At 64.6% G+C, this 20,473-nt stretch carries 20 protein-coding genes; 9 read left to right on the top strand and 11 right to left on the bottom strand.

What is annotated here, in order from left to right; all coding sequences use genetic code 11:
* Window positions 1-446: 446 nt before the first annotated feature.
* The gene (locus AWB79_RS32470) at window positions 447-1,160 is read right to left on the bottom strand and encodes a FadR/GntR family transcriptional regulator (RefSeq protein WP_063963600.1); all 714 of its coding nucleotides are present in this window, start codon (window positions 1,158-1,160) and stop codon (window positions 447-449) included.
* A 109-nt stretch (window positions 1,161-1,269) separates the two neighbouring features.
* Between AWB79_RS32470 and AWB79_RS32465 the strand changes: the two genes are divergently transcribed.
* Window positions 1,270-2,475 (top strand): mandelate racemase/muconate lactonizing enzyme family protein, encoded by a 1,206-nt coding sequence (locus tag AWB79_RS32465; RefSeq protein WP_061171543.1) that lies wholly within the window; start codon window positions 1,270-1,272, stop codon window positions 2,473-2,475.
* Between the two features lie 123 nt (window positions 2,476-2,598).
* Window positions 2,599-4,002: a sodium:solute symporter family protein gene (locus tag AWB79_RS32460; RefSeq protein WP_061171542.1), complete on the top strand. Its 1,404-nt coding sequence runs from the start codon at window positions 2,599-2,601 to the stop codon at window positions 4,000-4,002.
* Between the two features lie 18 nt (window positions 4,003-4,020).
* On the opposite strand, the gene AWB79_RS32455 is transcribed toward AWB79_RS32460, so the two are convergent.
* On the bottom strand, window positions 4,021-5,313 hold the full coding sequence (locus AWB79_RS32455; protein ID WP_061171541.1) for an NAD(P)/FAD-dependent oxidoreductase: 1,293 nt from the start codon (window positions 5,311-5,313) through the stop codon (window positions 4,021-4,023).
* 12 nt (window positions 5,314-5,325) lie between these two features.
* Window positions 5,326-5,508, bottom strand: coding sequence for a hypothetical protein (locus AWB79_RS32450; RefSeq protein WP_061171540.1), 183 nt, complete (start codon window positions 5,506-5,508; stop codon window positions 5,326-5,328).
* Between the two features lie 124 nt (window positions 5,509-5,632).
* Between AWB79_RS32450 and AWB79_RS32445 the strand changes: the two genes are divergently transcribed.
* On the top strand, window positions 5,633-6,538 hold the full coding sequence (locus tag AWB79_RS32445; RefSeq protein WP_061171569.1) for a LysR substrate-binding domain-containing protein: 906 nt from the start codon (window positions 5,633-5,635) through the stop codon (window positions 6,536-6,538).
* Window positions 6,539-6,545: 7 nt separating this feature from the next.
* On the opposite strand, the gene AWB79_RS32440 is transcribed toward AWB79_RS32445, so the two are convergent.
* Window positions 6,546-7,292 carry an ABC transporter substrate-binding protein gene (locus AWB79_RS32440; RefSeq protein WP_061171539.1) on the bottom strand — a complete coding sequence of 249 codons (747 nt, stop codon included), beginning with the start codon at window positions 7,290-7,292 and terminating at the stop codon, window positions 6,546-6,548.
* 8 nt (window positions 7,293-7,300) lie between these two features.
* A complete protein-coding gene (locus AWB79_RS32435; RefSeq protein ID WP_061171538.1) occupies window positions 7,301-8,194 on the bottom strand; it encodes a GntR family transcriptional regulator in 894 nt (297 codons plus the stop codon).
* Window positions 8,195-8,267: 73 nt separating this feature from the next.
* Between AWB79_RS32435 and AWB79_RS32430 the strand changes: the two genes are divergently transcribed.
* The gene (locus AWB79_RS32430; RefSeq protein ID WP_232471088.1) at window positions 8,268-8,786 is read left to right on the top strand and encodes a porin; all 519 of its coding nucleotides are present in this window, start codon (window positions 8,268-8,270) and stop codon (window positions 8,784-8,786) included.
* A gap of 45 nt (window positions 8,787-8,831) precedes the next feature.
* On the opposite strand, the gene AWB79_RS32425 is transcribed toward AWB79_RS32430, so the two are convergent.
* A complete protein-coding gene (locus AWB79_RS32425; protein WP_061171537.1) occupies window positions 8,832-9,719 on the bottom strand; it encodes an SDR family oxidoreductase in 888 nt (295 codons plus the stop codon).
* Window positions 9,720-9,817: 98 nt separating this feature from the next.
* On the opposite strand from AWB79_RS32425, the gene AWB79_RS32420 reads away from it, so the two are divergent.
* The gene (locus tag AWB79_RS32420; RefSeq protein WP_061171536.1) at window positions 9,818-10,648 is read left to right on the top strand and encodes a helix-turn-helix transcriptional regulator; all 831 of its coding nucleotides are present in this window, start codon (window positions 9,818-9,820) and stop codon (window positions 10,646-10,648) included.
* A gap of 38 nt (window positions 10,649-10,686) precedes the next feature.
* Here AWB79_RS32420 and AWB79_RS32415 read toward each other — a convergent pair whose 3' ends face one another.
* From AWB79_RS32415 to AWB79_RS32405, 3 genes are all read right to left on the bottom strand, one after another.
* Complete coding sequence (locus tag AWB79_RS32415; RefSeq protein ID WP_061171535.1) at window positions 10,687-10,902, bottom strand: hypothetical protein; 216 nt, start codon at window positions 10,900-10,902, stop codon at window positions 10,687-10,689.
* 274 nt (window positions 10,903-11,176) lie between these two features.
* On the bottom strand, window positions 11,177-13,099 hold the full coding sequence (locus AWB79_RS32410) for a bifunctional diguanylate cyclase/phosphodiesterase (RefSeq protein ID WP_061171568.1): 1,923 nt from the start codon (window positions 13,097-13,099) through the stop codon (window positions 11,177-11,179).
* A gap of 169 nt (window positions 13,100-13,268) precedes the next feature.
* Window positions 13,269-14,111, bottom strand: coding sequence for an EamA family transporter (locus tag AWB79_RS32405; RefSeq protein ID WP_061171567.1), 843 nt, complete (start codon window positions 14,109-14,111; stop codon window positions 13,269-13,271).
* A gap of 105 nt (window positions 14,112-14,216) precedes the next feature.
* Here AWB79_RS32405 and gcvA point away from each other — a divergent pair, with 105 nt between their 5' ends.
* The 3 genes from gcvA to AWB79_RS32390 all read left to right on the top strand — a co-directional run bounded on the left by gcvA (window position 14,217) and on the right by AWB79_RS32390 (window position 18,909).
* The gene (gene gcvA, locus AWB79_RS32400) at window positions 14,217-15,125 is read left to right on the top strand and encodes a transcriptional regulator GcvA (RefSeq protein WP_061171534.1); all 909 of its coding nucleotides are present in this window, start codon (window positions 14,217-14,219) and stop codon (window positions 15,123-15,125) included.
* 187 nt (window positions 15,126-15,312) lie between these two features.
* Window positions 15,313-17,745: a glucose/quinate/shikimate family membrane-bound PQQ-dependent dehydrogenase gene (locus tag AWB79_RS32395; RefSeq protein WP_061171566.1), complete on the top strand. Its 2,433-nt coding sequence runs from the start codon at window positions 15,313-15,315 to the stop codon at window positions 17,743-17,745.
* A 117-nt stretch (window positions 17,746-17,862) separates the two neighbouring features.
* The gene (locus AWB79_RS32390; protein ID WP_061171533.1) at window positions 17,863-18,909 is read left to right on the top strand and encodes a porin; all 1,047 of its coding nucleotides are present in this window, start codon (window positions 17,863-17,865) and stop codon (window positions 18,907-18,909) included.
* Window positions 18,910-18,918: 9 nt separating this feature from the next.
* Here the strand turns inward: AWB79_RS32390 and AWB79_RS32385 are convergent, their stop codons facing one another.
* Window positions 18,919-19,455, bottom strand: coding sequence for a YbaK/EbsC family protein (locus tag AWB79_RS32385; protein WP_061171532.1), 537 nt, complete (start codon window positions 19,453-19,455; stop codon window positions 18,919-18,921).
* Window positions 19,456-19,594: 139 nt separating this feature from the next.
* A complete protein-coding gene (locus AWB79_RS32380) occupies window positions 19,595-19,951 on the bottom strand; it encodes a MarR family transcriptional regulator (RefSeq protein ID WP_061171531.1) in 357 nt (118 codons plus the stop codon).
* A gap of 186 nt (window positions 19,952-20,137) precedes the next feature.
* Here AWB79_RS32380 and AWB79_RS32375 point away from each other — a divergent pair, with 186 nt between their 5' ends.
* Window positions 20,138-20,431, top strand: coding sequence for a hypothetical protein (locus AWB79_RS32375; RefSeq protein WP_061171530.1), 294 nt, complete (start codon window positions 20,138-20,140; stop codon window positions 20,429-20,431).
* Window positions 20,432-20,473: the final 42 nt, after the last annotated feature.

The following is a 20,473-nucleotide window of genomic DNA, read 5'->3' as shown; positions in this document are numbered from 1 at the left end:
TTCTTTTTTTGCCCCTTGCTTTTCCCGAAGTCGACAGTGAACGCATGTCGGCATCCTTATAAAACCTTGTTCATTGTTGTCTGGTCTCCCCGGCGCGTGTTCTGTCTCGTGTGCTGCTTTTGTCCAGTGCCGATGGCTGATGCAATCCTAGGCGCTGGAACGCAGCCGTGAAAGTTCGATGTGTGCGCTCTCCCACAGAGCATCGCGGCGAGTCGACGGGGACGTCGCTCTTCCTGTCAGACAGCTTTTGGGATTTTCTTGGCGCGCGTTAGTCCACTTCATAGTCAGGCCCTGCCCGACGGAAACAACGCCTCTGCACAGGTCTGAATTCCGCCACTCCAGCCGATCATCCTATTCGGATGTCTAACCATGTCCCGGGGCCGATGTCGAACATCGGCCGCAACTTGTCGGAAGCATCGAACACGTAAAGCTGTGCGCTGCCTGATTCATTTGTTGAAGAGCCGTGCGATGCCGCCTTCGATATGGTCGCGCATCGCGTCGCGGGCGCGCCCCGCGTCGCCCGCGTCAATGGCCGCGACGATCCGCGCGTGCTCGTCGATCACCGCCTGACGACGCGGCGCGACCGGGCTCGCGCCCGACAGATCGCGCACGAGCCGGATGCTGAAGCTCATCTGTTCCAGCAAGGCGCCCAGCGTGTGCGCGAAGAACCGGTTGCCGGTCGCCTGCGCCACGGCCATATGAAACGCGATGTCCTGATCGATTCCCGATTCGCCGGACGAGAACGCCTCGGCCAGCCGCGCATGACACTTCTTGAGCTTCGATATCGCGAGCCTGTCGCCGAGTTGCGCCGCGCACGCCGCGCTTTCGCCTTCGAGGCTACGGCGGAACTCCAGAAAGTTGCGCACATCGGGAATGCTGCCGAGCGTCGCATACGAAAGAATCTTCGACGCGGGCTCCTGCGCGCTGACGTAGTGGCCCGATCCCTTGCGCGAATGAATCTTGCCTTCCGAGCGCAAACGCGCGAGCGCCTGCCGCAGCATGGGGCGCGACACGCCGAAGCGCTCCGCCATTGTCTGCTCGCCCGGCAGACGCTCCCCCGTCTCGAACTCGCCGCTGCCGATCAACGCGAGCAACTGGTCGTAAGCGTATTCGTCGCGCGTATGCACGGGAATCTGGGAGGAAGGGCGAAGCGAATGCATGATATTTCCTGGTGGCTCAAACCTGTCAGACAGACTAGCAGATTAAATTGACAGCATAAAGCGTGGTCGACAGAATCGGTTCAACGTCCAGCCAATCGGGTTTCACACCGTGCCAAAGATCGTCAACCTCCGCACCATCCGCCTGCCACAGCGTCCCAAGCTCGTCTGGGTCGAGATCGAAACCGACGACGGACTCACCGGTCTGGGCGAGACCTTTCGCGGCGCGCAGGCCGTCGAGGCGGTGTTGCACGAGCTGGTCGCGCCGGCGCTGCTGGGCCGCGCCGCCGAACATGTCACCGCGATCACGCAGGAACTGATGGGCTCGTATGTCGGCTTCAACAGCAGCAGCGCGGAGGTGCGCGCGGCCAGCGCGGTCGATATCGCGCTGTGGGACCTGGCCGGAAAGCGCGCGGGCGTGCCGGTGCACGTGGCGATGGGCGGCGCCATGCGCGAGCAGGTGCCGGTGTACAACACCTGCGCCGGCTATGACTTCAATACTTCGCAGGGCGCGCGGCGGAGCATCGGATCGCTGGAAACGAGCACGGGTCCGTACGACGACCAGCTCGCCTTCATGCGCGATGCCGGCGCGCTTGCCGAGAGTCTTCTCGAAGAGGGCTATGGCGCGATGAAGATCTGGCCGTTCGACGACTTCGCGTTGCAGAGCCCGCACCACATCACGCTCGCCGACCTGAACGCCGGGCTCGAGCCGTTCCGCAAGATTCGCAAGGCGGTGGGCAATCGCATCGAGATCATGTGCGAGTTGCACAGCCTGTGGGGCGCGCGCGCGGCCGCGCGCATCTGCAATGCGCTCGCGGACTTCGACGTGCTGTGGGTCGAGGACCCCATCGCGAAGATGGACAACTTCAGCGCGGTGGCCGATCTGCGCCGCCAGACGCGCGCGCCGATCTGCGGCGGCGAGAACCTCGCGGGCGTGAAGAGCTTTCGCGACATGCTGGCCGCCGACGCGCTCGATGTCGTGATGGTCGATCTGACGTGGTGCGGCGGTATCACCGAGGCGCGCAAGATCGCGGCGCTCGCGGAAGCGTACGCGAAGCCGCTCGCGCCGCATGACTGCACGGGGCCGGTGGCGCTGATGGCGGGTCTGCATCTCGCGCTGCACGCGCCCACGGCGATCTATCAGGAAGTCGTGCGGGCGTCGCTCGCGAGCTGGTATCCGGAGATCGTCGATCGCCTGCCGGTCATTCGCAACGGCGTCGCGCTCGCCCCCACCGACCCGGGTCTGGGCACCGCGCTGTTGCCGCAGGTCCGGCAAAGCAAAGGCGCGGCGATTCGCGAGAGCCGCCTGTCGCATTGATGTAGCGAAGCACCCCCGGCAAAGCCACCGACGCCTTCGAGGCGGGCATGCGCATCCAGACCTGCGCAGGGAGAGCGGCTGCCCGGATTTCTTGCACTTGCACTTTCATACTGGAGACAGAAAGTGTTGACACGAGTCACGTTGATCATCGGCGTCACCGCGATCTACTTCGCGCTGATCGCTTTCATGGGTTATAGCGTTCGCCGGCATGCATCGAGCAGCGCGGGCTTCACCGAGGGCGGCAAAGCCTTCGCTCCGTGGCTGATCGCGGCGCTGATGCTGTCGGAGTTCATCGGCAGCTCGGTGAGCATCGGCACCGCGCAGAAGGGTTTCGAGGACGGCATCTCGGCGGGATGGAATCTCGTCGCGCTGTCGATGGGCTTCCTGTTGCTCGGCGTGCTGCTCGTCGGCCGCTACCGGCGCACGAAGCTCAACACGATATCCGCGATTCTCGAACAGACGTATGGAAAGGGCGTGCGCTACGCCGCGTCGGTGCTGACGATCTTCTCGCTGAACGTGGTCGCGGTCGCGCTGTATGCGAGCGGCGGCGCGGTGCTGGGCGCGGTCATGCAGATCGATCGCGGCGTGGCGACCGTCATCGTCGGTCTGGTGGCGATCTTCTTCGTGACGGTCGGCGGATTCCGCTCGGTGATCTACACCAACACGCTGAACGCGATCATCAAGTATGTGGGCATCGTGCTGGCGCTCGCGTTCGCGCTCACGCAGTCGGGCGGCTATGCGCATTTGCGGAGCGCGCTCGCGCCGCGCATGTTCGATATCGCCGGCGTCGGACTCTCGCAGATCGTCGCGTGGATGATCGCGGGCATCGGCTCGATCTTCGCGACGCAGTACGTGATCCAGGGCATTGTCACGACGCCCGACGACCGTGGCGCACGGCGCGCGTGCTACTACGTCGCGGCGCTGATGATCCCGTTCGGTGCGATCGTCGCGCTGATCGGCGTAAGCAGCGCGTACCTGTATCCGGGCATCAGATCGATCGATGCCTTCCCGGTGCTGATCGCGCATATGCCGCCGTTCTCGGCGAGCATCGTCGTGATCGGACTGGCCGGCGCGCTGTTCGGCGGAATCTCGGCGAGCACGATCGCATCGGGCACGCTGCTGCTGCGCGATTTCTACGAACCGCTCTTCAGGAAGCAGGGCGACGATCGTTCGTCGTTGCGCTTCATTCGCATCACCACGGTCGTGATCGGCCTGATTCCGCTGGTGCTCGCGCTCTTTGCAAGCAAGATCCTGCTGATCGCGTTCCTTGGCAAGTCGCTCAGGGCGACGCTCGCCGTGATGATCCTGCTGTGCTTCTACGCGCCGCGCTTCGGCACGCCGCGAGGCGCGATGACGGGCATCGTGCTGTCCATCGTCGCGACGATTTCGTGGTTCATTGCGGGCAATCCTTATGGGATCGACAGTTCGTACTTCGCGCTCGGCGTGCCGGTTGCCGCGATGACGGTCAGCCAGCTACTCAAGGTTCTCCATCGCGATACGCACGCGGCCACGGCGGAACGGCCGTGATCGCGCGATTCAGCGACGTCAGTGCAGCTTGACGCGCGGCGTGGTCACACGCCGCAACGCATGCATCGCGAGACTGGCAAGCGACCGCCGCAAGCCCGACACCGCCGCGAGATGCTTGCGATACAGCGCCGCGTACATGAGCTTCGCCATGAAGCCGCGCACGATCAGGTTCTTGCCGAGCGCGCCGGGCAAGCTGCCCACTGCCGATACATGCCCGAGCGACACTAGTGAACCGTAGTCCGAGTACGTGAACTCGCCGATCGGCCGCCCGGCCACGCGTGACTTCAACGCCTTCGCCAGAAACAGCGCCTGCTGATGCGCGGCCTGCGCGCGCGGCGGGACCATCTTGCCATCGGTCCACGAGCAGCTTGCGCAGTCGCCGAGCGCGAACACGTTGTCATCGGCTTCGCTCCGCAGCGTGCGCGTCACCTTGAGCTGATTGATGCGATTGACCGGCAGGCCATCGAGCGCGGCAAGGCAGTCCGGCGCCTTGATGCCCGCCGCCCAGATGGTCAGATCGACGGGAATCGCGCGGCCGCTGCGCGTGGTCAGCGCATGCGGCGACACGTCGGTGACCGGATCGCCCACCGATACCTCGATATTCAGTCTGGCCAGCAAGGCTTCGGTGGTGGCGGAGACTTCGGGCGGCAGCGCCGGCAGCACGCGCGGTCCCGCTTCGATGAGCGTGACGCGGATATCGCTGTCGCGTGCGCTCGAATGCAGGCCGAAGCGGCGCAACTCGATCTCCATCCTGCGCAACTCGGCCGCGAGTTCGACGCCCGTCGCGCCGCCGCCGATGATCGCGACATTGGCCGCCGTGCGCGAGCCCTCGCCATGTCTGCCCGAATGCCGCACGCATGCCTGTAACAGCCGCTGGCGCAGACGCTCGGCCTGCTCCACCGTATCGAGCGCGATGCTGTGCTCCGCCGCGCCCGGCACGCCGAAGAAATGCGTCCGGCTGCCGAGGGCGAGTACGAGCGTGTCGTACTCGACGGTGCGCGTCGGCATCATGTGCTCGCTTTCCGCGGGTGGCGCGATGTGCAGATGCTTCGCGCCACGGTCGAGGCCGTCGAGCGCGCCATGCACGAACTCGAAGTGATGCCAGCGGGCCTGCGCCGCATATTCGATCTGATGCACCTGAATGTCGAGGCTGCCGGTCGCGACCTCGTGCAACAGCGGTTTCCAGACGTGCGTGGGGCGGCAATCGACGAGCGTGACCTGCGCGCGCCGCGTGCGGCCGAGGCTGTCGCCCAGCCGCGTCGCCAGTTCCAGCCCGCCCGCGCCGCCTCCGACGATGACGATACGATGCATCTCGCGCCTCCGTCAGTTGTAGCCGAGAATGGCGACCGAGGAGACGTCCGCGCGTTCGGAGACGTTGCTCGCGATAGACGACATCGGCGCGCGCAGCAGGACGGCATACGTCGAAGGCGGGGCGACGAGTTCCGCGATCTGGGAATGCGCGCGGTCGTCGGCGAGCGGGAACGGGTCGTAAGCGAAGGTCGTCATGTCGATGGCTCGAAAGAAGCGTGAATAAAAAATGTCGGAAACTCTTTCGGTCCATTGTTGTTGTGACGTATGTTTTGCAGCAAGCGATATAAATGCGTGATGTTGTGCGTTGGAGGAACGATCTGTGAGAAGAAGAATCCCGAGCATGGAGGCGCTGATCGCCTTCGAAGCGGCCGCGCGTCACCTGAGCTTCACGCGCAGCGCCGACGAGCTCGCGCTCACGCAAAGCGCGGTGGGCCGGCAGGTCGCGGGACTGGAGGAGTATCTGGGCTTGCCGCTGTTCAACCGCTTCAAGAAGCGCCTGAGCCTGACCGAGGTGGGCAAGCACTATGCGGAGCAGGTGCGCCGGCATCTGGATCGCATCGAGCGCGACACGCTGGATGCGATGGCCTATCGCAACGCGGGCGGCGTGCTCGAACTCGCCGTCATTCCGACATTCGCCACGCGCTGGCTGATTCCGCGCATGCCCGAGTTCTATGCGAAGCACGAGCGCATCATCGTGAATCTGACGACGCGCGCGGAGCCGTTCCTTTTCACCGATACACCGTTCGATGCCGCGATCCACTTCGGCGAGCGCGTGTGGCCCGGCGCGATCACGAAGTATCTGTTCGGAGAGGAGATCACGGCCGTATGCAGCCCGCGTCTGCTCGACGGGCGCAAGACACTGTCGGCGGCCGAGCTTGCGCAGTCGACGTTGCTGCATCAGTCGGCGCGTCCCGACGCGTGGCGGCAGTACCTCGCGCTCGCGGGCCTGCATGAGGTCGACTGCATGAAAGGGCAGCGCTACGAGCTGTTTTCGATGCTCGTGGAAGCGGCGCGAGCGGGACTCGGCATTGCGCTCGTGCCGCGCTTTCTGGTCGCGCATGAACTGGAAATCGGCGAACTCGTGCTGCCCTGCGATCTGTTCTTGCGCAGCGAAAAGGGCTACTACCTCGTGTATCCGGAGGACAAGCAGAACTCGCCGCTGCTCGAAGCGTTCGAGACGTGGCTGACCGGCGCGGCGAACCAGTACGTGGAAGCGAACGGCTGAACGGTTTTCAGGCCGTGGCGTCGCCGGCGGGCGCGACCGACGCGCCTGCGATCCCGTGACGCGCGAGCGCATCCGCGACGAAGCCCGATGCCTTCATCTCCTCGACGAAGCGCGCGAGCACGTCCGCTGCTGCCGTCCCGCGGCTCTTCGGCAGGCCCATCGCCTGACGGATGACCATGAAGCGCTCGTCGAGCAGACGCAGGCCGGGGAATTCTCGCGCATCGGCTTCGAGTCGCTGCTTCACGCCCGCGGCGACTTCGAGATTCTCGTCGATGAAAGTCCGCACGACGGCGGGCGAAGTCGGCGCGCGGACGATCTGCGCCGCCTTCAGTTCGCGCGTCAGGAACAGGTCATACGCGCTGCCCTTGCCGACGGCCACGCGGTGATGCGCATGATCGACATCGGCGTTGGTCCGGACCGGTGAATCGTCGCGCACGAGATAGAAGCCTTCGATCAACACGTATGGCGCGGTGAACGCGATGGTTTCGCCGCGCAACGGATCGATCGCGAAGAAGCCGAAGTCCGCGCGCTCCTCGCTCACGGCCTGCACCGACTTGCCCGCCGCGTCGAACACGACGAGTTCGAGTTCGACGCCGAGGTGCCGCGCGAACGCGCGCGCGAGATCGACGGACACGCCGAAAGGCTCGCCGGTCGTCGCGTGCCTGTTGGCGAGAATCGGATTGCCGAGATTGATGGACGGGCGCAGCGTGCCCGTGGGCGTGAAAGCGTTGACGATTCGTTGATCGATGCTCATGGGAACGATTAGGGTTCGAGAATCTCGCTGATGCGCGTGAGCGCATCGAGCGTATGCAAAAGATGCTGGCGCATCGCCTCGGACGCTTCCTCGTTCTTCTCGCGTTCGAGCAGTTCGAGCACTTCGAGATGCTGTTTCGCGTGTTCGACGTAACGCTCGCGATGCTGCATCGAGCGATAGGAGAGCAGGCGGCGCACGCGATTCACGCGCCTGATCGTGTCGATGAAAAAGCTGTTGCCCGATGCCTCCACCAGCGACTCGTGAAAACGCACGCCGCGCTCGTGCAACTGATCGGCCGTATCGGTTTCGATGCCGCCCGCGAGCAGATGCTTCTCCACATCGCGGCAACGCTCCAGCACTTTCTTCTCCAGCCGATACCCCGGTTCCAGCAACGCGGCGGGCTCCAGCGCGAGACGCAGGCGATATGACTTGAGCAGGCTGTCGGGCGTGGTGAGCATCGGCGAGAACTGCCAGCCGTAGCCGGGCTTGCGCTCGGCCCAGCCTTCCTGCGAGATGCGGGTGAGCACGGACGTCAGTTGCGCGCTCGTCAGGCCGTAGCGGTTGCGGATCATCTGCTCGGAGAACTCGTCGGGCAGCGCGCCTTTCAGGCGGTCGTCGGCAATCTGGAAGTACACGCTCGTGACGATGTCGGTCTGTTCGAGACCGAGTTCATCGACCACATCCGAGAGCGACTCGATCACCGGCTTCGCGACGAAGAACCCGCGATTCTTCTCGCGCGTGAGGACGCCTTTCTCGTGCAGCAGCGCAAGGGCCTCGTTCACCGGCGAGCGCGACACGCGCAGCCGGTCCGCGAGCATCTGGGCGGGGAGATGAGCGCCGGCCATCAGGCCTTCGGTTCGGATCAGTTCGAGGATTTGCGTCGCAATCGAGCGGTCGATCATGTCAGTGAGCCTTCTGCCGACACAGCGGCGCTCTCAGGCCTCCTGCATCGTAGGAAGCGAGCGTGAAGAAGACGTGTCTTGTTCCGGTAGCTTCGGCAGCCCGACGAGTCCGGAGAGCAATCCCGTGTTCGCGGGGTATGCGTCGGCGAAGATGCTGGAAATCGTGGGCGTCGGCGGGGGCGTGAACATCGGAGCGGCCAACATCAACTTCACTTACTCGAATACGCGCTTCGAGGACATGGGTTCCGCATCGGGTCCGAATGCGCTTCGATATAGCGGCACCGCGGCGTTCAACAACTTCGAGATAAACGGAAAGTATCACTTCACGCCTTCGCTGCTGGCGGGCGTCGCCTACGACTACACGCGCAACGGCGGCGCGGGCGGAAAGGGCGGCGCGAACTACAACCTCTTCAGCGCGGGCGTCGATTACTCTCTCTCCAGGCGCACCGATGTCTACACCGTCGCGGTCTACGAGAAGGCAAGCGGCACCGATTCGCTCGGACAAGGCGCGGTCGCGCAGATCACCGGGCTCACGCCATCCACGACCGACAAGCAGGTGTCCCTGCGCGTCGGCATGCGGCACAAGTTCTAGCGCTTTACGCGGCGTCGGGCGTCATGTGCCGCCCGACGCTCCTGCTCAGACGTAGCGCGCCTGGGCGAGGTCGGCGATCAGCGTCGGCCCCGTCGGCCGCCAGCCGAGACGCGCTTGCGTCAGCGCGCTGGATGCGGGCATGTCTAGCGCGACGAACATTGCCATCCAGCCGAAATGCGCCTGGGCTTCTTCCGGTGCGATGGACGCGACCGGCAATTTCAGCCCGCGCCCGAGCGCCTCGACGATCTCCCTGCTGCTTACGCCTTCTTCGCCGACCGCGTGATAGCGCGCGCCGCGCGCGCGCTTCTCGACCGCCAGCCGATACAAACGCGCCACATCCGACAGATGTCCCGCCGGCCAGCGATTGCTCCCTTCGCCCACATACCCGCACACGCCTTTCTCGCGCGCGATCGCGATGAGTGGCGTGATGAGGCCCTGCCGGAACGGATCGTGGACCTGCGGCAGCCTCACGACCGACACGTTGACGCCCGCCTCCAGCAGCGCATTGCCCGCAAGCTCCGAAGCAATGCGCGGATTCGGATGATGCAGGTTGAACACGTCTTCGCTGGCGGGTTCGCCATGCTCGCCGCTGCCCATGCCGGTGCCGGACGTGATGACGAGCGGCCGGTCCGAACCCGCGAGCACGGAACCGAGCGCGGCGATCACGCGCTTGTCCTTCTCGCAGTTCTCGACGAAGCGCGAGAAGTCGTGATCGAAGGCCGTGTGAATGACGGCGTCGGCCTGCGCCGCACCTTGCCTGATGCTTTCCACATCTTCGAGCGTGCCGCGATGCACGTCGGCGCCGGCATCGACGAGCGCCTGCGCGCCCGCATCCGAGCGCGTCATGCCGAGCACCTGATGGCCCGCGCCGATGAGTTCACGCACGAGCGCCGTGCCGATGAAGCCGGTCGCGCCCGTCAAGAAAATACGCATGGTGAAGTTCTCCTGTTGGTCACAGGCTCACTATCCGACGTATTTTTATCCCGTTAAAGTAGTGAGTTCATCATGGTAAAGCGATTAACAGGGTCTTCATGTCATCGAAACCGGCCGGATCGCTAGGCGACTTTCTGCGCAGCCGCCGCACGCGCCTCGACCCGGCGAGCTTCGGATTCGCCGGGCGCCGACGCACGCCGGGCCTGCGCCGCGAAGAAGTCGCGCAGCGCGCCAACATCAGCCCGACGTGGTACACGTGGCTGGAACAGGGGCGCGGCGGTGCGCCGTCGCCCGAGGTGCTGGAGCGAATCTCCGGCGCGTTGATGCTGACGGACACCGAGCGCGAGCATCTGTTCATGCTCGGACTGGGACGTCCGCCGGAAATCCGCCTCAAGCCGGTCGATGGCGTCCATCCGCGCTTGCAGCGTCTGCTCGACTCGCTCAATGCCAGTCCCGCGATCATCAAGACCGCGACCTGGGATGTGGTCGCGTGGAATCCCGCGGCGGCGGTCGTGCTGACCGATTACGGCGCACTGCCGCCGGGCGGACGCAATATCCTGAAGTTCTTGTTTCGCAATCCGGCCGTTCGCGCGAGTCAGCACGACTGGGAGAGCGTGGCGCGATTCGTCGTGGGGGCGTTCAGGGCGGACGTGGCGCGCGCGGGCCTCGTGTCGGAAGCCGCCGCACTCGTCGAAGAACTGTGCAGCGCGAGTCCGGAGTTCGAAGCCCTGTGGCGCGACAACGATGTGCTCGGGCACTCGGACGCGCATGCCGTCAAGCGTCTGCAGCATCCCGTGCTTGGGTCCGTCGAGCTGGAGTATTCGGCGTTCTCGGTCGATGGCCGTCCGGATCTGGGGATGATCGTCTACACGCCGGTCGACGCCGGCATGGCGGCGCGCATCAGGGCGCTGGCCGCCGACAAGCCTTGACGCGTGCTTCGCTCCCGCCGAAGCGAAGCACGCCGAGCTTATGCCGCTTTCCAATGGTCATCGACGGTCTTGTCGGTGATGCGCACCTTCGCGAGCATCGGCGAATAACCGCGCAGCTTGATTTCGTCGACCGCGAGCCGCTCCGAGCGATAAACCTGCTGCGTGATCCTGGTGCCGTCGTGAAATTCGAGGGCGTAACCATCGATGGGGCCCCACTGGCCCTTCGGCATCGGTTCGATATAGACGTTCTGCATCGCTATTCTCCTGCTTGATTGGAAAGCATTGAGGCGGCTCGCCTGGGCGAACGCGCGCCTCTTGTATAAGAGGTTAGCGAGAAAACGCAGTTGGCAAACGCCGCTCAGTGGCGGCGCGAACGAAATAAAACTTGCAATGCATCAATGAGTTATGCGCGCGATCTCACGATGAGAAAGCCCATTCTCCGATATGCAACCTCGCGCGTGCTGCCATGCAGCGCGAATTTTCGAGAAACGGACCTCAATTTCGGATCGTGAAATTTTGCGTGCCGATTCAATGACGCGTCGCGCTGCCACGGTCGACCAGATTGTTGATGGCGGGCGCGACCTCCGCGAGCAGCGACGCGAAGCGAAAGCCGTTGCGTCCCTTGCGCTTGGCTTCGTACATCGCGCGGTCGGCCTCGGCGAGAATCGCTTCCGCCGACGTCTGTGTGCCGCCCGCGCACATCGCGATACCGACGCTCGTCCCGAGCCGCGCCTCGCTCTGGCCGACTTCGAACGGCCGGGCGATCGCGCGGCAGATATCCTGCGCGATGCGGCTGCACGCGCTCGTCGACGTGATGCCGCGGGCGAGCAGCACGAACTCGTCGCCGGCCAGACGGCAGACCAGGTCGTCGGCGCGCGTGGTCTTTTTCAGGCGCGCGGCGACTTGCCGGAGCAGCGCGTCGCCGGCGTCGTGGCCGTGCTGGTCGTTGACGTTCTTGAAGCCGTCGAGATCCATGAAGAACAGGGCGAACGGCACTTCGGCGTCGCGCGCCGCGTCGATCGAAAGCGCGAGCTGCTCGGCGAGCGCGCGCCGGTTCGGCAGGCCGGTCAGCGCGTCGAGCATGACCTCGGAGCGCATCTGGTTCTCACGCTGCTTGGTCTCGGTGATGTCCTGCGACATGATGTAGAAGCCCGCCACTTCACCGCGCTGAAACTCCGGGACATAAGTCGCGTTCCACATGCGGTTCGGCGCGCCTTCATAGACGATACCCTCATGCGCCACGCGCTCGCCCGCGAGCACGCGCGCGAAGTACGGCAGGCAATGCTCGAAGGCCGCCGCGCCGATCGTCTCGCGCACCGTCGTGCCGTGCAGCGAGGACGGCTCCACGCCGAACACATCGCGATAAACCTGATTGTTGAAGCGATAGCGCAAGTCCGCATCGACGTGGGCGATCAGCACGGGCAGGTTGTCCGTGATCGTCTGCAGCGCGGTGCGGCTGCTGGTCAGCTCGCGGGTGCGTTCGAGCACGCGGCGCTCGAGTTCCTGCCGATAGCCGCGCAACACTTCCTCGCTGTGCTTGCGGCCGGAGATGTCCTGCATCGTGCTGACGAAGTGCATCGGCTTGCCTTCGTCGTCGTGGATCAGCGCGACGGAAAGGTCGATCCACACCGTGCCGCCGTCGCGACGGCGATAACGCTTTTCGAAGCTATAAGTCGTTCTGCGGCCGTCGAGCAGCTCGGCGACGAGTTCGAGGTCGGCCGGCAGATCCGCGCCGACGGTGATCTCCTGAAAGGTCATGTGCATCAGTTCGTCGGCGCTATAGCCGGTGATTTCGCACAGTTTCGGATTCACTTCGACGAAGCGCCCGTCCAGTCCGACGATGGCCTTGCCCGTCGGCGTCCGCTGGAAGATCGTATGAAAGCGCGACTCGGAGACGCGCAGCTTGCGGCGCTCGACCTCCTGCACTTCGAGCGTCTCGCGCGCGGCTTCGCGCTGCACGATTTCACGCTCGACCGTGGCGGCGAGATCGCACAGCGCGGCTTGTTTCGCGGGCGTGAGCTTTCTTGGCCTGGTATCGATCGCGCAGAGCGTGCCGAGCACGAGACCGCCCGACGAACGCAGCGGCACGCCCGCGTAGAAACGGATATGCGGCGCGCCCGTGACGAGCGGATTGCCCGCGAAGCGCGCATCGGCGTGCGCGTCTTCCACCAGCAGCAGGCTTTCGGAGTGCACCGCGTGCGCGCAGAAGGAGACATCGCGCGCGGTTTCGCACACGTCGAGGCCCACGCGCGACTTGAACCACTGACGATGCTCGTCGACCAGCGACACGAGCGCGATCGGCGCCTGTAGCAGCTCGGCCGCCACGCGCGTCACGCGGTCGAACACTTCTTCTTGCGGCGTGTCGAGCAGGGCGAGGCTGCGCAACTGACGCAGGCGCTTCGCTTCGTCGGCGGGCAGGGGCGCCGCGTGCCAGTCCTTTGCGGGTTTCAACGTGGTTCTCGAATCGTCCGGGTTACACAAGCTCATCGCGCGAGGCGCGTGCGTCTTCGACGCATCGAGCCCAATATCACGATGATGAATGTAACGGCATTCGCGCCAGACCGATTCACCGATCAAACGGCGGCTTGTGCCTCATTTCGAGGCTTCCGCCTGGCGGGGCTCACATGCCCAGACACACGGCGCCCGCCGCGACGACCACGCACGCAAGCCAGCGCTTGACGCTGACCGACTCCCGCAGGAACATCCGCCCGATGAGCGCCGCGAACACCACGCTGGTCTCGCGCAAGGCCGAGACCGCGCCCATCGCGCCCGCCTGCATCGCCCAGATGACGATGCCGTAAGCCGCGATCGAAACGAGTCCGCCGATGACCGACGAGCCCACCGACATGGGCGCGTCGAGTATCGGCGTCCACAGGGCCTTGACGCCGCGTTGCGCGGCGAACAGCAGCGGCATGATCCAGTAGAACAGGAACATCCACGCGGTGTAGGCGAGCGCATCGCCTTCGGATTTGCGCACGCCGATGCCGTCGATCACGGTATAGATCGCGATGGTCACGCCGGTCGTGAACGCGGCGAGCGCGCCCGCGCGCGAGACCTGGCCGCCTTGCAGCGCGAGCGCCATGATGCCGCCCGAGATCAGCACGACGCCTGCCGCGTGCAACGGACCGATGGCCTCGTGTGCGAACAGCGCAGCGCCGAGCGTGACGAGCAGCGGCGACGAGCCGCGCGCAATCGGATAGGCCTGGGCGAGATCGCCGCGCTTGTACGAACGCACGAGGCTCACGTTATAGACGATGTGCACCAGCCCCGACGCGACGATGTACGGCCACGCGGCCGCCGGCGGCAAGGGCAGCGACATGACGACGAGCGTGGACACGACGCCGATGGATATGCTCATCCACGTCATGGAGAGAAAGCGGTCGCGATTGCCGTGAAGCATCGCGTTCCAGCTCGCATGGAGCACCGCTGCGAAGAGAACGACACCGCCCGTATAGCTGAACATGCGCGCCTGTTTCATTTTTGTGACGGACAGTCCGTAGAATATCTATCTTGGCGACGCGCGACAAACCATTAAAATTGCGTCGTCACGTTAGAAAATCTATTGTGAATGAGACCGACATTGCCTTCGCTCAATGCGCTGCGCGCCTTCGAGGCGGCGGGGCGGCTCGGCAGCTTCAAGGAGGCCGCCGCGGAACTGCACGTCACGCACGGCGCGGTGAGCCAGCAGGTGCGGCTGCTCGAAGAATGGCTCGGCGCGCCGCTGTTCGAGCGGCATAACCGCCGTGTCGTGCTGACCCCGGCGGCGCGCGCCTATCTGACGGAAATCGGTCCGCTGTTCGATCAGCTCGCGCACGCCACGGCGCGCTACGGTCTGTCCGAAGCGGTGGCGCGACCGCTCACGGTGAACGCGCCCGCCACGTTTACGTTGCGCTGGCTCGTGCCGAGGCTGGAGACGTTTCGCGCGCGGCATCCCGGTATCGAGGTGCGGATCGAGACGTCGAACGAGCCGGTCGAAAGCCTGAAAGACGCCTACGACATGGTGATTCGCGGCGGCCCCGACACGTTCTACGGCTACGCGATGCGGCCCTTTCTCGCCGAAGAACGCCTGCCGGTGTGCTGCCTCGCGCTGCTGCGGCGCGTGCCGCTTCGCGCGCCCGACGACCTGCGCCATCACACCTTGCTGCACACGTCGAGCTTGCCGCGCGTATGGCCCGACTGGCTCGCGCAGGTGGACCTTCCCGAGCTGCGCCCGGCGGCGGTGCTGACTTTCGATCACTTTTATCTGACCTTGCAAGCCGCCGTCGATGGCATGGGCATCGCGATGGGACCGACCGCGCTCGTCGCAGGCGACCTCGCCGCCGGCCGGCTGATCGTGCCGTTCGCGAGTCCGCGTCTGCCGTCGCGAAGCTACTGCACCTACGTCGCCGACGAAAAAACCGACGACGATCTGATCGTGCTGTTTCGCTCGTGGCTCGAAGAAGAGGGCGAGTCCTTCGCGATCGAACATCGCATCTGAGATGCACCGAACACGATTCCGCGTGCGTGCACAATTTTAACTATCCAGTTAGAATGTAGTGGTTAACGCTTACTGCCCGCCGGTTTTTCGACAACCGCGCAGGCGAGCGATCCAGCATTTACGACCACGTCTTCTCATGCAGGGCTGCCGTCTGGATCGCATGGCAGATTCCCTGGAGAAAGATTCGATGTCTACGAATGAAGCCCGTCTTTCAGTCGCGCTGAGAGCCGGGTGTCTTGTATTGGGTCTCGCGCTTCTGGCCACCGGCCTGTTCTTCGTCATCGGCGGCGCGAAGCTCGCGTTGCTGCATGGAAGTGCGTATTTCCTGATCGCGGGCGCGGTCATCGTCGTGTCCGCCGTGCAGTTCATGCGGGCGAAGTCGTCGGCGGTGCTCGTGTATGGCGCGGCCTTCATCGGCACGCTGATCTGGGCGCCGCTCGACGCCGGCATCGACTTCTGGCCGCTCGTGTCGCGTCTCATGCTGCCCGCCGGCTTCATGGTTTTCGCGCTGCTCACATGGCCGGCGCTGCGCGCGCACGAAACGGGCACGCCCGCGGCGAAGCGTACGTATGGTTTCGCGGCGGTGATCGCGCTGTGCATGATCGTGACCTTCGTGCAGATGTTCCAGCCGCATCCGACCGTCGCGTTCGACGGAACGCCCGCGCCGCTCGTGCCGGTTGCGAAGGATCACGCGCAAAAGGACTGGAGCAATTATGGCAACACGCCGGGCGGCAGCCGCTTCGTCGCGCTCGACCAGATCACGCGCGACAACGTGAAGAACCTTCAGGTCGCGTGGACCTTCCATACGGGCGACGTGCCCGAGAGTCCCACCGGCAACGGCGCGGAAGATCAGCAGACGCCGCTGCAGATCGGCGATCGCATCTACATGTGCACGCCGCATAACAACGTGATCGCCGTCGATGCCGACAGCGGCAAGCAAATCTGGAAACGCGAGATCAACGCGCAGGCGCAGGTGTGGAACCGGTGTCGCGGTCTCGCCTACTTCGACGCGACGCAGCCGCTCACGCAGCCTTCGATCGCGGGCTCGACGCCCGTGACGCAGGTCTCGGTCGCTGCGGGCGCGAACTGCCAGCGGCGCATCCTGATGAACACGATCGATGCGCGCCTCGTCGCCATCGATGCCGATACCGGCGCGATGTGCGAAGACTTCGGCGATCATGGCTTCGTCGATCTGAAAGCGGGCCTGGGCGATGCAGCCGATCCGAAGTATCAGCTCACCTCCGCGCCGACGCTCGCCGGCACGACGGTCGTCGTGGGCGGCCGCGTGGCCGACAACGTGCAGACCGACATGCCGGGCGGCGTGCTGCGTGGCTTCGACGTCATCACGGGGCAAATGCGCTGGGCCTTCGATCCGGGTCACGACGATCCGAACGCGCGCCTGCAGCCGGGCGAGACCTACGCGCGCAGCACGCCGAACTCCTGGGCACCCATGTCCTACGATCCCGCGATGAACACGGTGTTCATCCCGATGGGCAGCTCGTCGGTGGATCTGTGGGGCGGCAATCGCACGGCGCTGGATCATCGCTATGCAACCTCGATCCTCGCGCTCGACGCGACCACCGGCCGCGAGAAGTGGGTGTACCAGACGGTCCACAACGATCTGTGGGACTTCGACATTCCGATGCAGCCGAGCCTGATCGACTTCCCGGGAAAGGACGGCGCGACGAAACCCGCCGTCGTATTCGGCACGAAGTCCGGCCAGATTTTCGTGCTCGACCGCATGACGGGCAAGCCGCTCACGCGCGTCGAAGAACGCCCGGTGAAAACCGGTACGATCCCGCAAGAGCAGTATTCGAAGACGCAGCCGTTCTCGGACGGCATGCCGACGATCGGCGCGCAGACCTTGAAGGAATCGGACATGTGGGGCGCGACGCCCTTCGATCAGCTCGTCTGCCGCCTGAGCTTCAAGTCGATGCGTTATGACGGTCTCTTCACCGCGCCCGACACGGATGTCTCGCTGAGCTTTCCGGGTTCGCTCGGCGGCATGAACTGGGGCAGCCTCTCGACCGATCCGAATCATCATGTCATCTTCCTGAACGACATGCGCCTGGGCCTCTGGATGCAGATGATTCCGCAAAAGACCGACAACGCAGCGGCCAGCAACGGCGGCGAAGCGGTGAACGCGGGAATGGGCGCGGTGCCGCTCAAGGGCACGCCGTATGCCGTCAACAAGAACCGCTTCATGTCGCCGCTCGGCATTCCGTGTCAGAAGCCGCCGTTCGGCACGCTGTCCGCCGTCGATCTGACGACGCAAAAGCTCTTGTGGCAAGTGCCGGTCGGCACGGTGCAGGACACGGGACCGTTCGGCGTGAAGATGCGCGCGAAGATGCCCATCGGCATGCCGACGCTCGGCGGCACGCTGGCGACGCAGGGCGGGCTCGTGTTCATCGCGGGCACGCAAGACTACTATCTGCGCGCGTTCGACAGCGCCACCGGCAAGGAAGTGTGGAAAGCGCGCCTGCCGGTCGGAAGCCAGGGCGGCCCGATGAGCTATGTCTCGCCGAAGACGGGCAAGCAGTACGTGCTGATCTCGGCGGGCGGCGCGCGTCAGTCGCCGGATCGTGGCGATTACGTCATTGCGTACGCATTGAATCGCTAAACGAACGCTCGGGCGATTATCATGTCGGCGGCTGCACGAAGCGTGCACGCCGCCGCTTCGCTTGAATCATCCCTTACTCTCTGATGATGTCGGCTTCGCGCCTGAGCCGGATATTTCATGCGTCTGACAAACTCTTTCGATTGCCGCACGACGAGGCGCATCGTGTCGCTGCTGATGTCGATGACGTGCGGCATTGCCGCCACGGCCGCGCATGCACAGAGCGCCGTGACGCTGTACGGCACCATCGACACGAGCATCGAGGTCACGAATCCCGGTTCCTCGTGGACGCCGCGCATGGACTCGGGCGCGTATCGCGGCTCGCGTTTCGGCTTGCGCGGCTACGAACAACTGAGCACGGACACGCGTCTGCTGTTCGATCTGGAAAGCGGCTTCAGTTCGGCCGACGGCACCTTCGCCACGGCCAACACGATCTTCAATCGCCAGGCGTGGATCGGTCTCGGCGCGCCGTGGGGCGAGCTGCGCATGGGCCGGCAATATTCGCCGATCTATATCCCGTTCAAGGGCGGGCTCGACGCGTTCGGCGCGGGCACGATCGCATCGGGCCTGAACAATCTCTCGAAGATCACGCCGTACACGAACAACGGCATCGCGTATCTTTCGCCCGATTTTCACGGCTTCACCACGACGCTCATGGTCGCTTTGCGCGATCCCGGCGACGGCAACGGTCTGTCCGGCAACTACGAGACCTTCGCGTATCACAACGGGCCGTTTCGCATTTCCTACGCGCATCAGCAGACGCAAGGCGATGCGGGTCTGCGGGCGAATCTCGGCGGCGTGTCGTATCGCTTCGGCAAGACGACGGCCTTCGTGTCCTACTTCAATGACGATGGCGGTACGCCGCGCTATCACAACGACGGCATATCGGTGTCGATGCGCTATGCCGTGTCGCCGCGTCTGCGCGCTTCGCTCGGCTATGCATACGCGCGCGATCGTTCCGGCGGCGACAACGACGCAGATCAGTTCAGCGTGGCCTGCGAATACGATCTGTCGCCGAAGGTCCTGCTGTATGCGAGCGGCGCGATGCTGCGCAATCACGGCGACGCCACCTTCACGCTGCGCGGCGTGAACGTCGTCGGGATTCCGGCGGCTTATCCTGGCGCGCCGGTTCGCGGCGTGCAGTTCGGCATGATCGAGCGCTTCTGATTCGCGGCTTCAGGTCACGAGGCTCGCGACACTCACGTTCGGCAGCGCGAGCAGTCGTTGCGGCGCCAGCAGCAGTTTCGCTTCGCGCACGCCCGCGCCCATCACAATGCGCTCGCGCTCCATCACGGCGGCTTCGACGAGCACCGGCACCGAATCCGGCAAGCCGAACGCGGTGATGCCGCCATACTCCATGCCCGACAGTTCGGTCGCCGTCTCGCGCGACGCGAACGAGATCCGCTGCGCGCCGAGTTCGCGCTTGAGCGCGCCGTTTACGTCGAGCCGGCGCGAGGCCAGCGTGACGATCGCGGCGTACTGTTCCGCGCCGCCCTTCTTGAAGCGCACGACGATGGTATTCGCGCAGTCTTCCAGATCGATGCCGAAGCGTGCGCTGCACGCAGCGGTGTCGGAGGCGTCGTCGGGCACGCTGAACACGACGATGTCCGTGCCGTTCAGCATGGAGTGCACCGGCTCGGGCAGGCGCGTGGCCACTGCATCGGCGGCGATGATGTCGAGGTTGAGGGCGTAGTCGTCTTGTCGGGCGTTCATGGTCGTCGAAGGGGAGAACGTCATGCGTCGGGCCGGAAACGGCAAAGACTCAAGCGTATCCGAATCGGCGGGATGATGAACGGGACGGTACGGAGGGAGGCGCACCGACACGCGAAGCGGCTCAGAAAGCCGACGCGGCTCAGCGCCTTTTCTTCGCTTCGTCGAGACAGGCCGCGAGCTTCTCGAAGTAGTCGAGCGCCTTGCGCGTCGGGACGACGGTCTTGATGCGCAGATCGTCGCTGCTTTCATCGACGGAAACGAGGCCCTGTTTTCTGAGGTTCGTCAGCTTTCGATGAACAGTCGCCGGCGCGCCCGCGACCGACAGCGCCATGGTTTCCGTGACGGTCAGCGTATGTCCGGCGTGCCAGGATGCGGTGAGCGCCTCGAGCAGACGTTCCTCGGCGGCATCGAGTTTCGGCACCGATGGCAGCGCCTGCACAGCCTGAGCAAGGTTCAGGAAGCGAAAATAGGCGTCGAAGACGCTCTTTTTAGCCATGAAAAAATCATTCGAAAGGGACCTTTCAATCATAGCATCGCGGAAGAATGCGGCAACGCGAGAAGGTTTAAAGTGATTATCAACGTGATAAGTAAGTGCTACCATTGCGCGACAGGCAGACACGTGGCCGACACCGCGGAAGACGCATTTCTCCACCTGCCTGGGAGACTTTTCGAGGACAGGGGCGTGGTTCAGGAACGCGACTTCACGTACATCACGGCGCATTTCATCGGGCACGAGATCGATCATCTGGCAAGAATGGTCCGCTCGCGACACTGGCATCGCAGCGCGGCGTGGCCGGTGTCGTACTGGCGCGAGCGCATCGACGAGTTGCAGCGTGCGCCTGCCATCGAGCCGAGTCAGCGCGCCGGGCTGCATGCGCTCCGCGCGGAACTGGAACGCATCGCACAAGAGCTGGAACCCTTGCCGGTTCCTCGCGAGACTTGCGGGCCACGCGAGTCACGCGATTTGGCGCAGTGAATCGCACGCCCGGCGAGACGGGGCGATAAGATACATGCCTTC

It is taken from the genome of Caballeronia hypogeia, from assembly GCF_001544875.2.
In the GTDB taxonomy this organism is placed as follows: domain Bacteria; phylum Pseudomonadota; class Gammaproteobacteria; order Burkholderiales; family Burkholderiaceae; genus Caballeronia; species Caballeronia hypogeia.
The sequence above is the reverse complement of the archived record's forward strand: the minus strand, read 5'-3'. Positions and strand labels throughout refer to the sequence as shown.

What these genes read in the sequence shown, in the direction of transcription:
- AWB79_RS32425 (WP_061171537.1), bottom strand. Translation starts at nt 9,719, where the DNA reads ATGCGTATTTTCTTGACGGGCGCGACCGGCTTCATCGGCACGGCGCTC.
- AWB79_RS32385 (WP_061171532.1), bottom strand. Translation starts at nt 19,455, where the DNA reads ATGAACGCCCGACAAGACGACTACGCCCTCAACCTCGACATCATCGCC.
- AWB79_RS32435 (WP_061171538.1), bottom strand. Translation starts at nt 8,194, where the DNA reads ATGATCGACCGCTCGATTGCGACGCAAATCCTCGAACTGATCCGAACC.
- AWB79_RS32450 (WP_061171540.1), bottom strand. Translation starts at nt 5,508, where the DNA reads ATGACGACCTTCGCTTACGACCCGTTCCCGCTCGCCGACGACCGCGCG.
- AWB79_RS32455 (WP_061171541.1), bottom strand. Translation starts at nt 5,313, where the DNA reads ATGCATCGTATCGTCATCGTCGGAGGCGGCGCGGGCGGGCTGGAACTG.
- AWB79_RS32380 (WP_061171531.1), bottom strand. Translation starts at nt 19,951, where the DNA reads ATGGCTAAAAAGAGCGTCTTCGACGCCTATTTTCGCTTCCTGAACCTT.
- AWB79_RS32395 (WP_061171566.1), top strand. Translation starts at nt 15,313, where the DNA reads ATGTCTACGAATGAAGCCCGTCTTTCAGTCGCGCTGAGAGCCGGGTGT.
- AWB79_RS32420 (WP_061171536.1), top strand. Translation starts at nt 9,818, where the DNA reads ATGTCATCGAAACCGGCCGGATCGCTAGGCGACTTTCTGCGCAGCCGC.
- AWB79_RS32390 (WP_061171533.1), top strand. Translation starts at nt 17,863, where the DNA reads ATGCGTCTGACAAACTCTTTCGATTGCCGCACGACGAGGCGCATCGTG.
- AWB79_RS32415 (WP_061171535.1), bottom strand. Translation starts at nt 10,902, where the DNA reads ATGCAGAACGTCTATATCGAACCGATGCCGAAGGGCCAGTGGGGCCCC.
- AWB79_RS32440 (WP_061171539.1), bottom strand. Translation starts at nt 7,292, where the DNA reads ATGAGCATCGATCAACGAATCGTCAACGCTTTCACGCCCACGGGCACG.
- gcvA (WP_061171534.1), top strand. Translation starts at nt 14,217, where the DNA reads ATGAGACCGACATTGCCTTCGCTCAATGCGCTGCGCGCCTTCGAGGCG.
- AWB79_RS32470 (WP_063963600.1), bottom strand. Translation starts at nt 1,160, where the DNA reads ATGCATTCGCTTCGCCCTTCCTCCCAGATTCCCGTGCATACGCGCGAC.
- AWB79_RS32405 (WP_061171567.1), bottom strand. Translation starts at nt 14,111, where the DNA reads ATGTTCAGCTATACGGGCGGTGTCGTTCTCTTCGCAGCGGTGCTCCAT.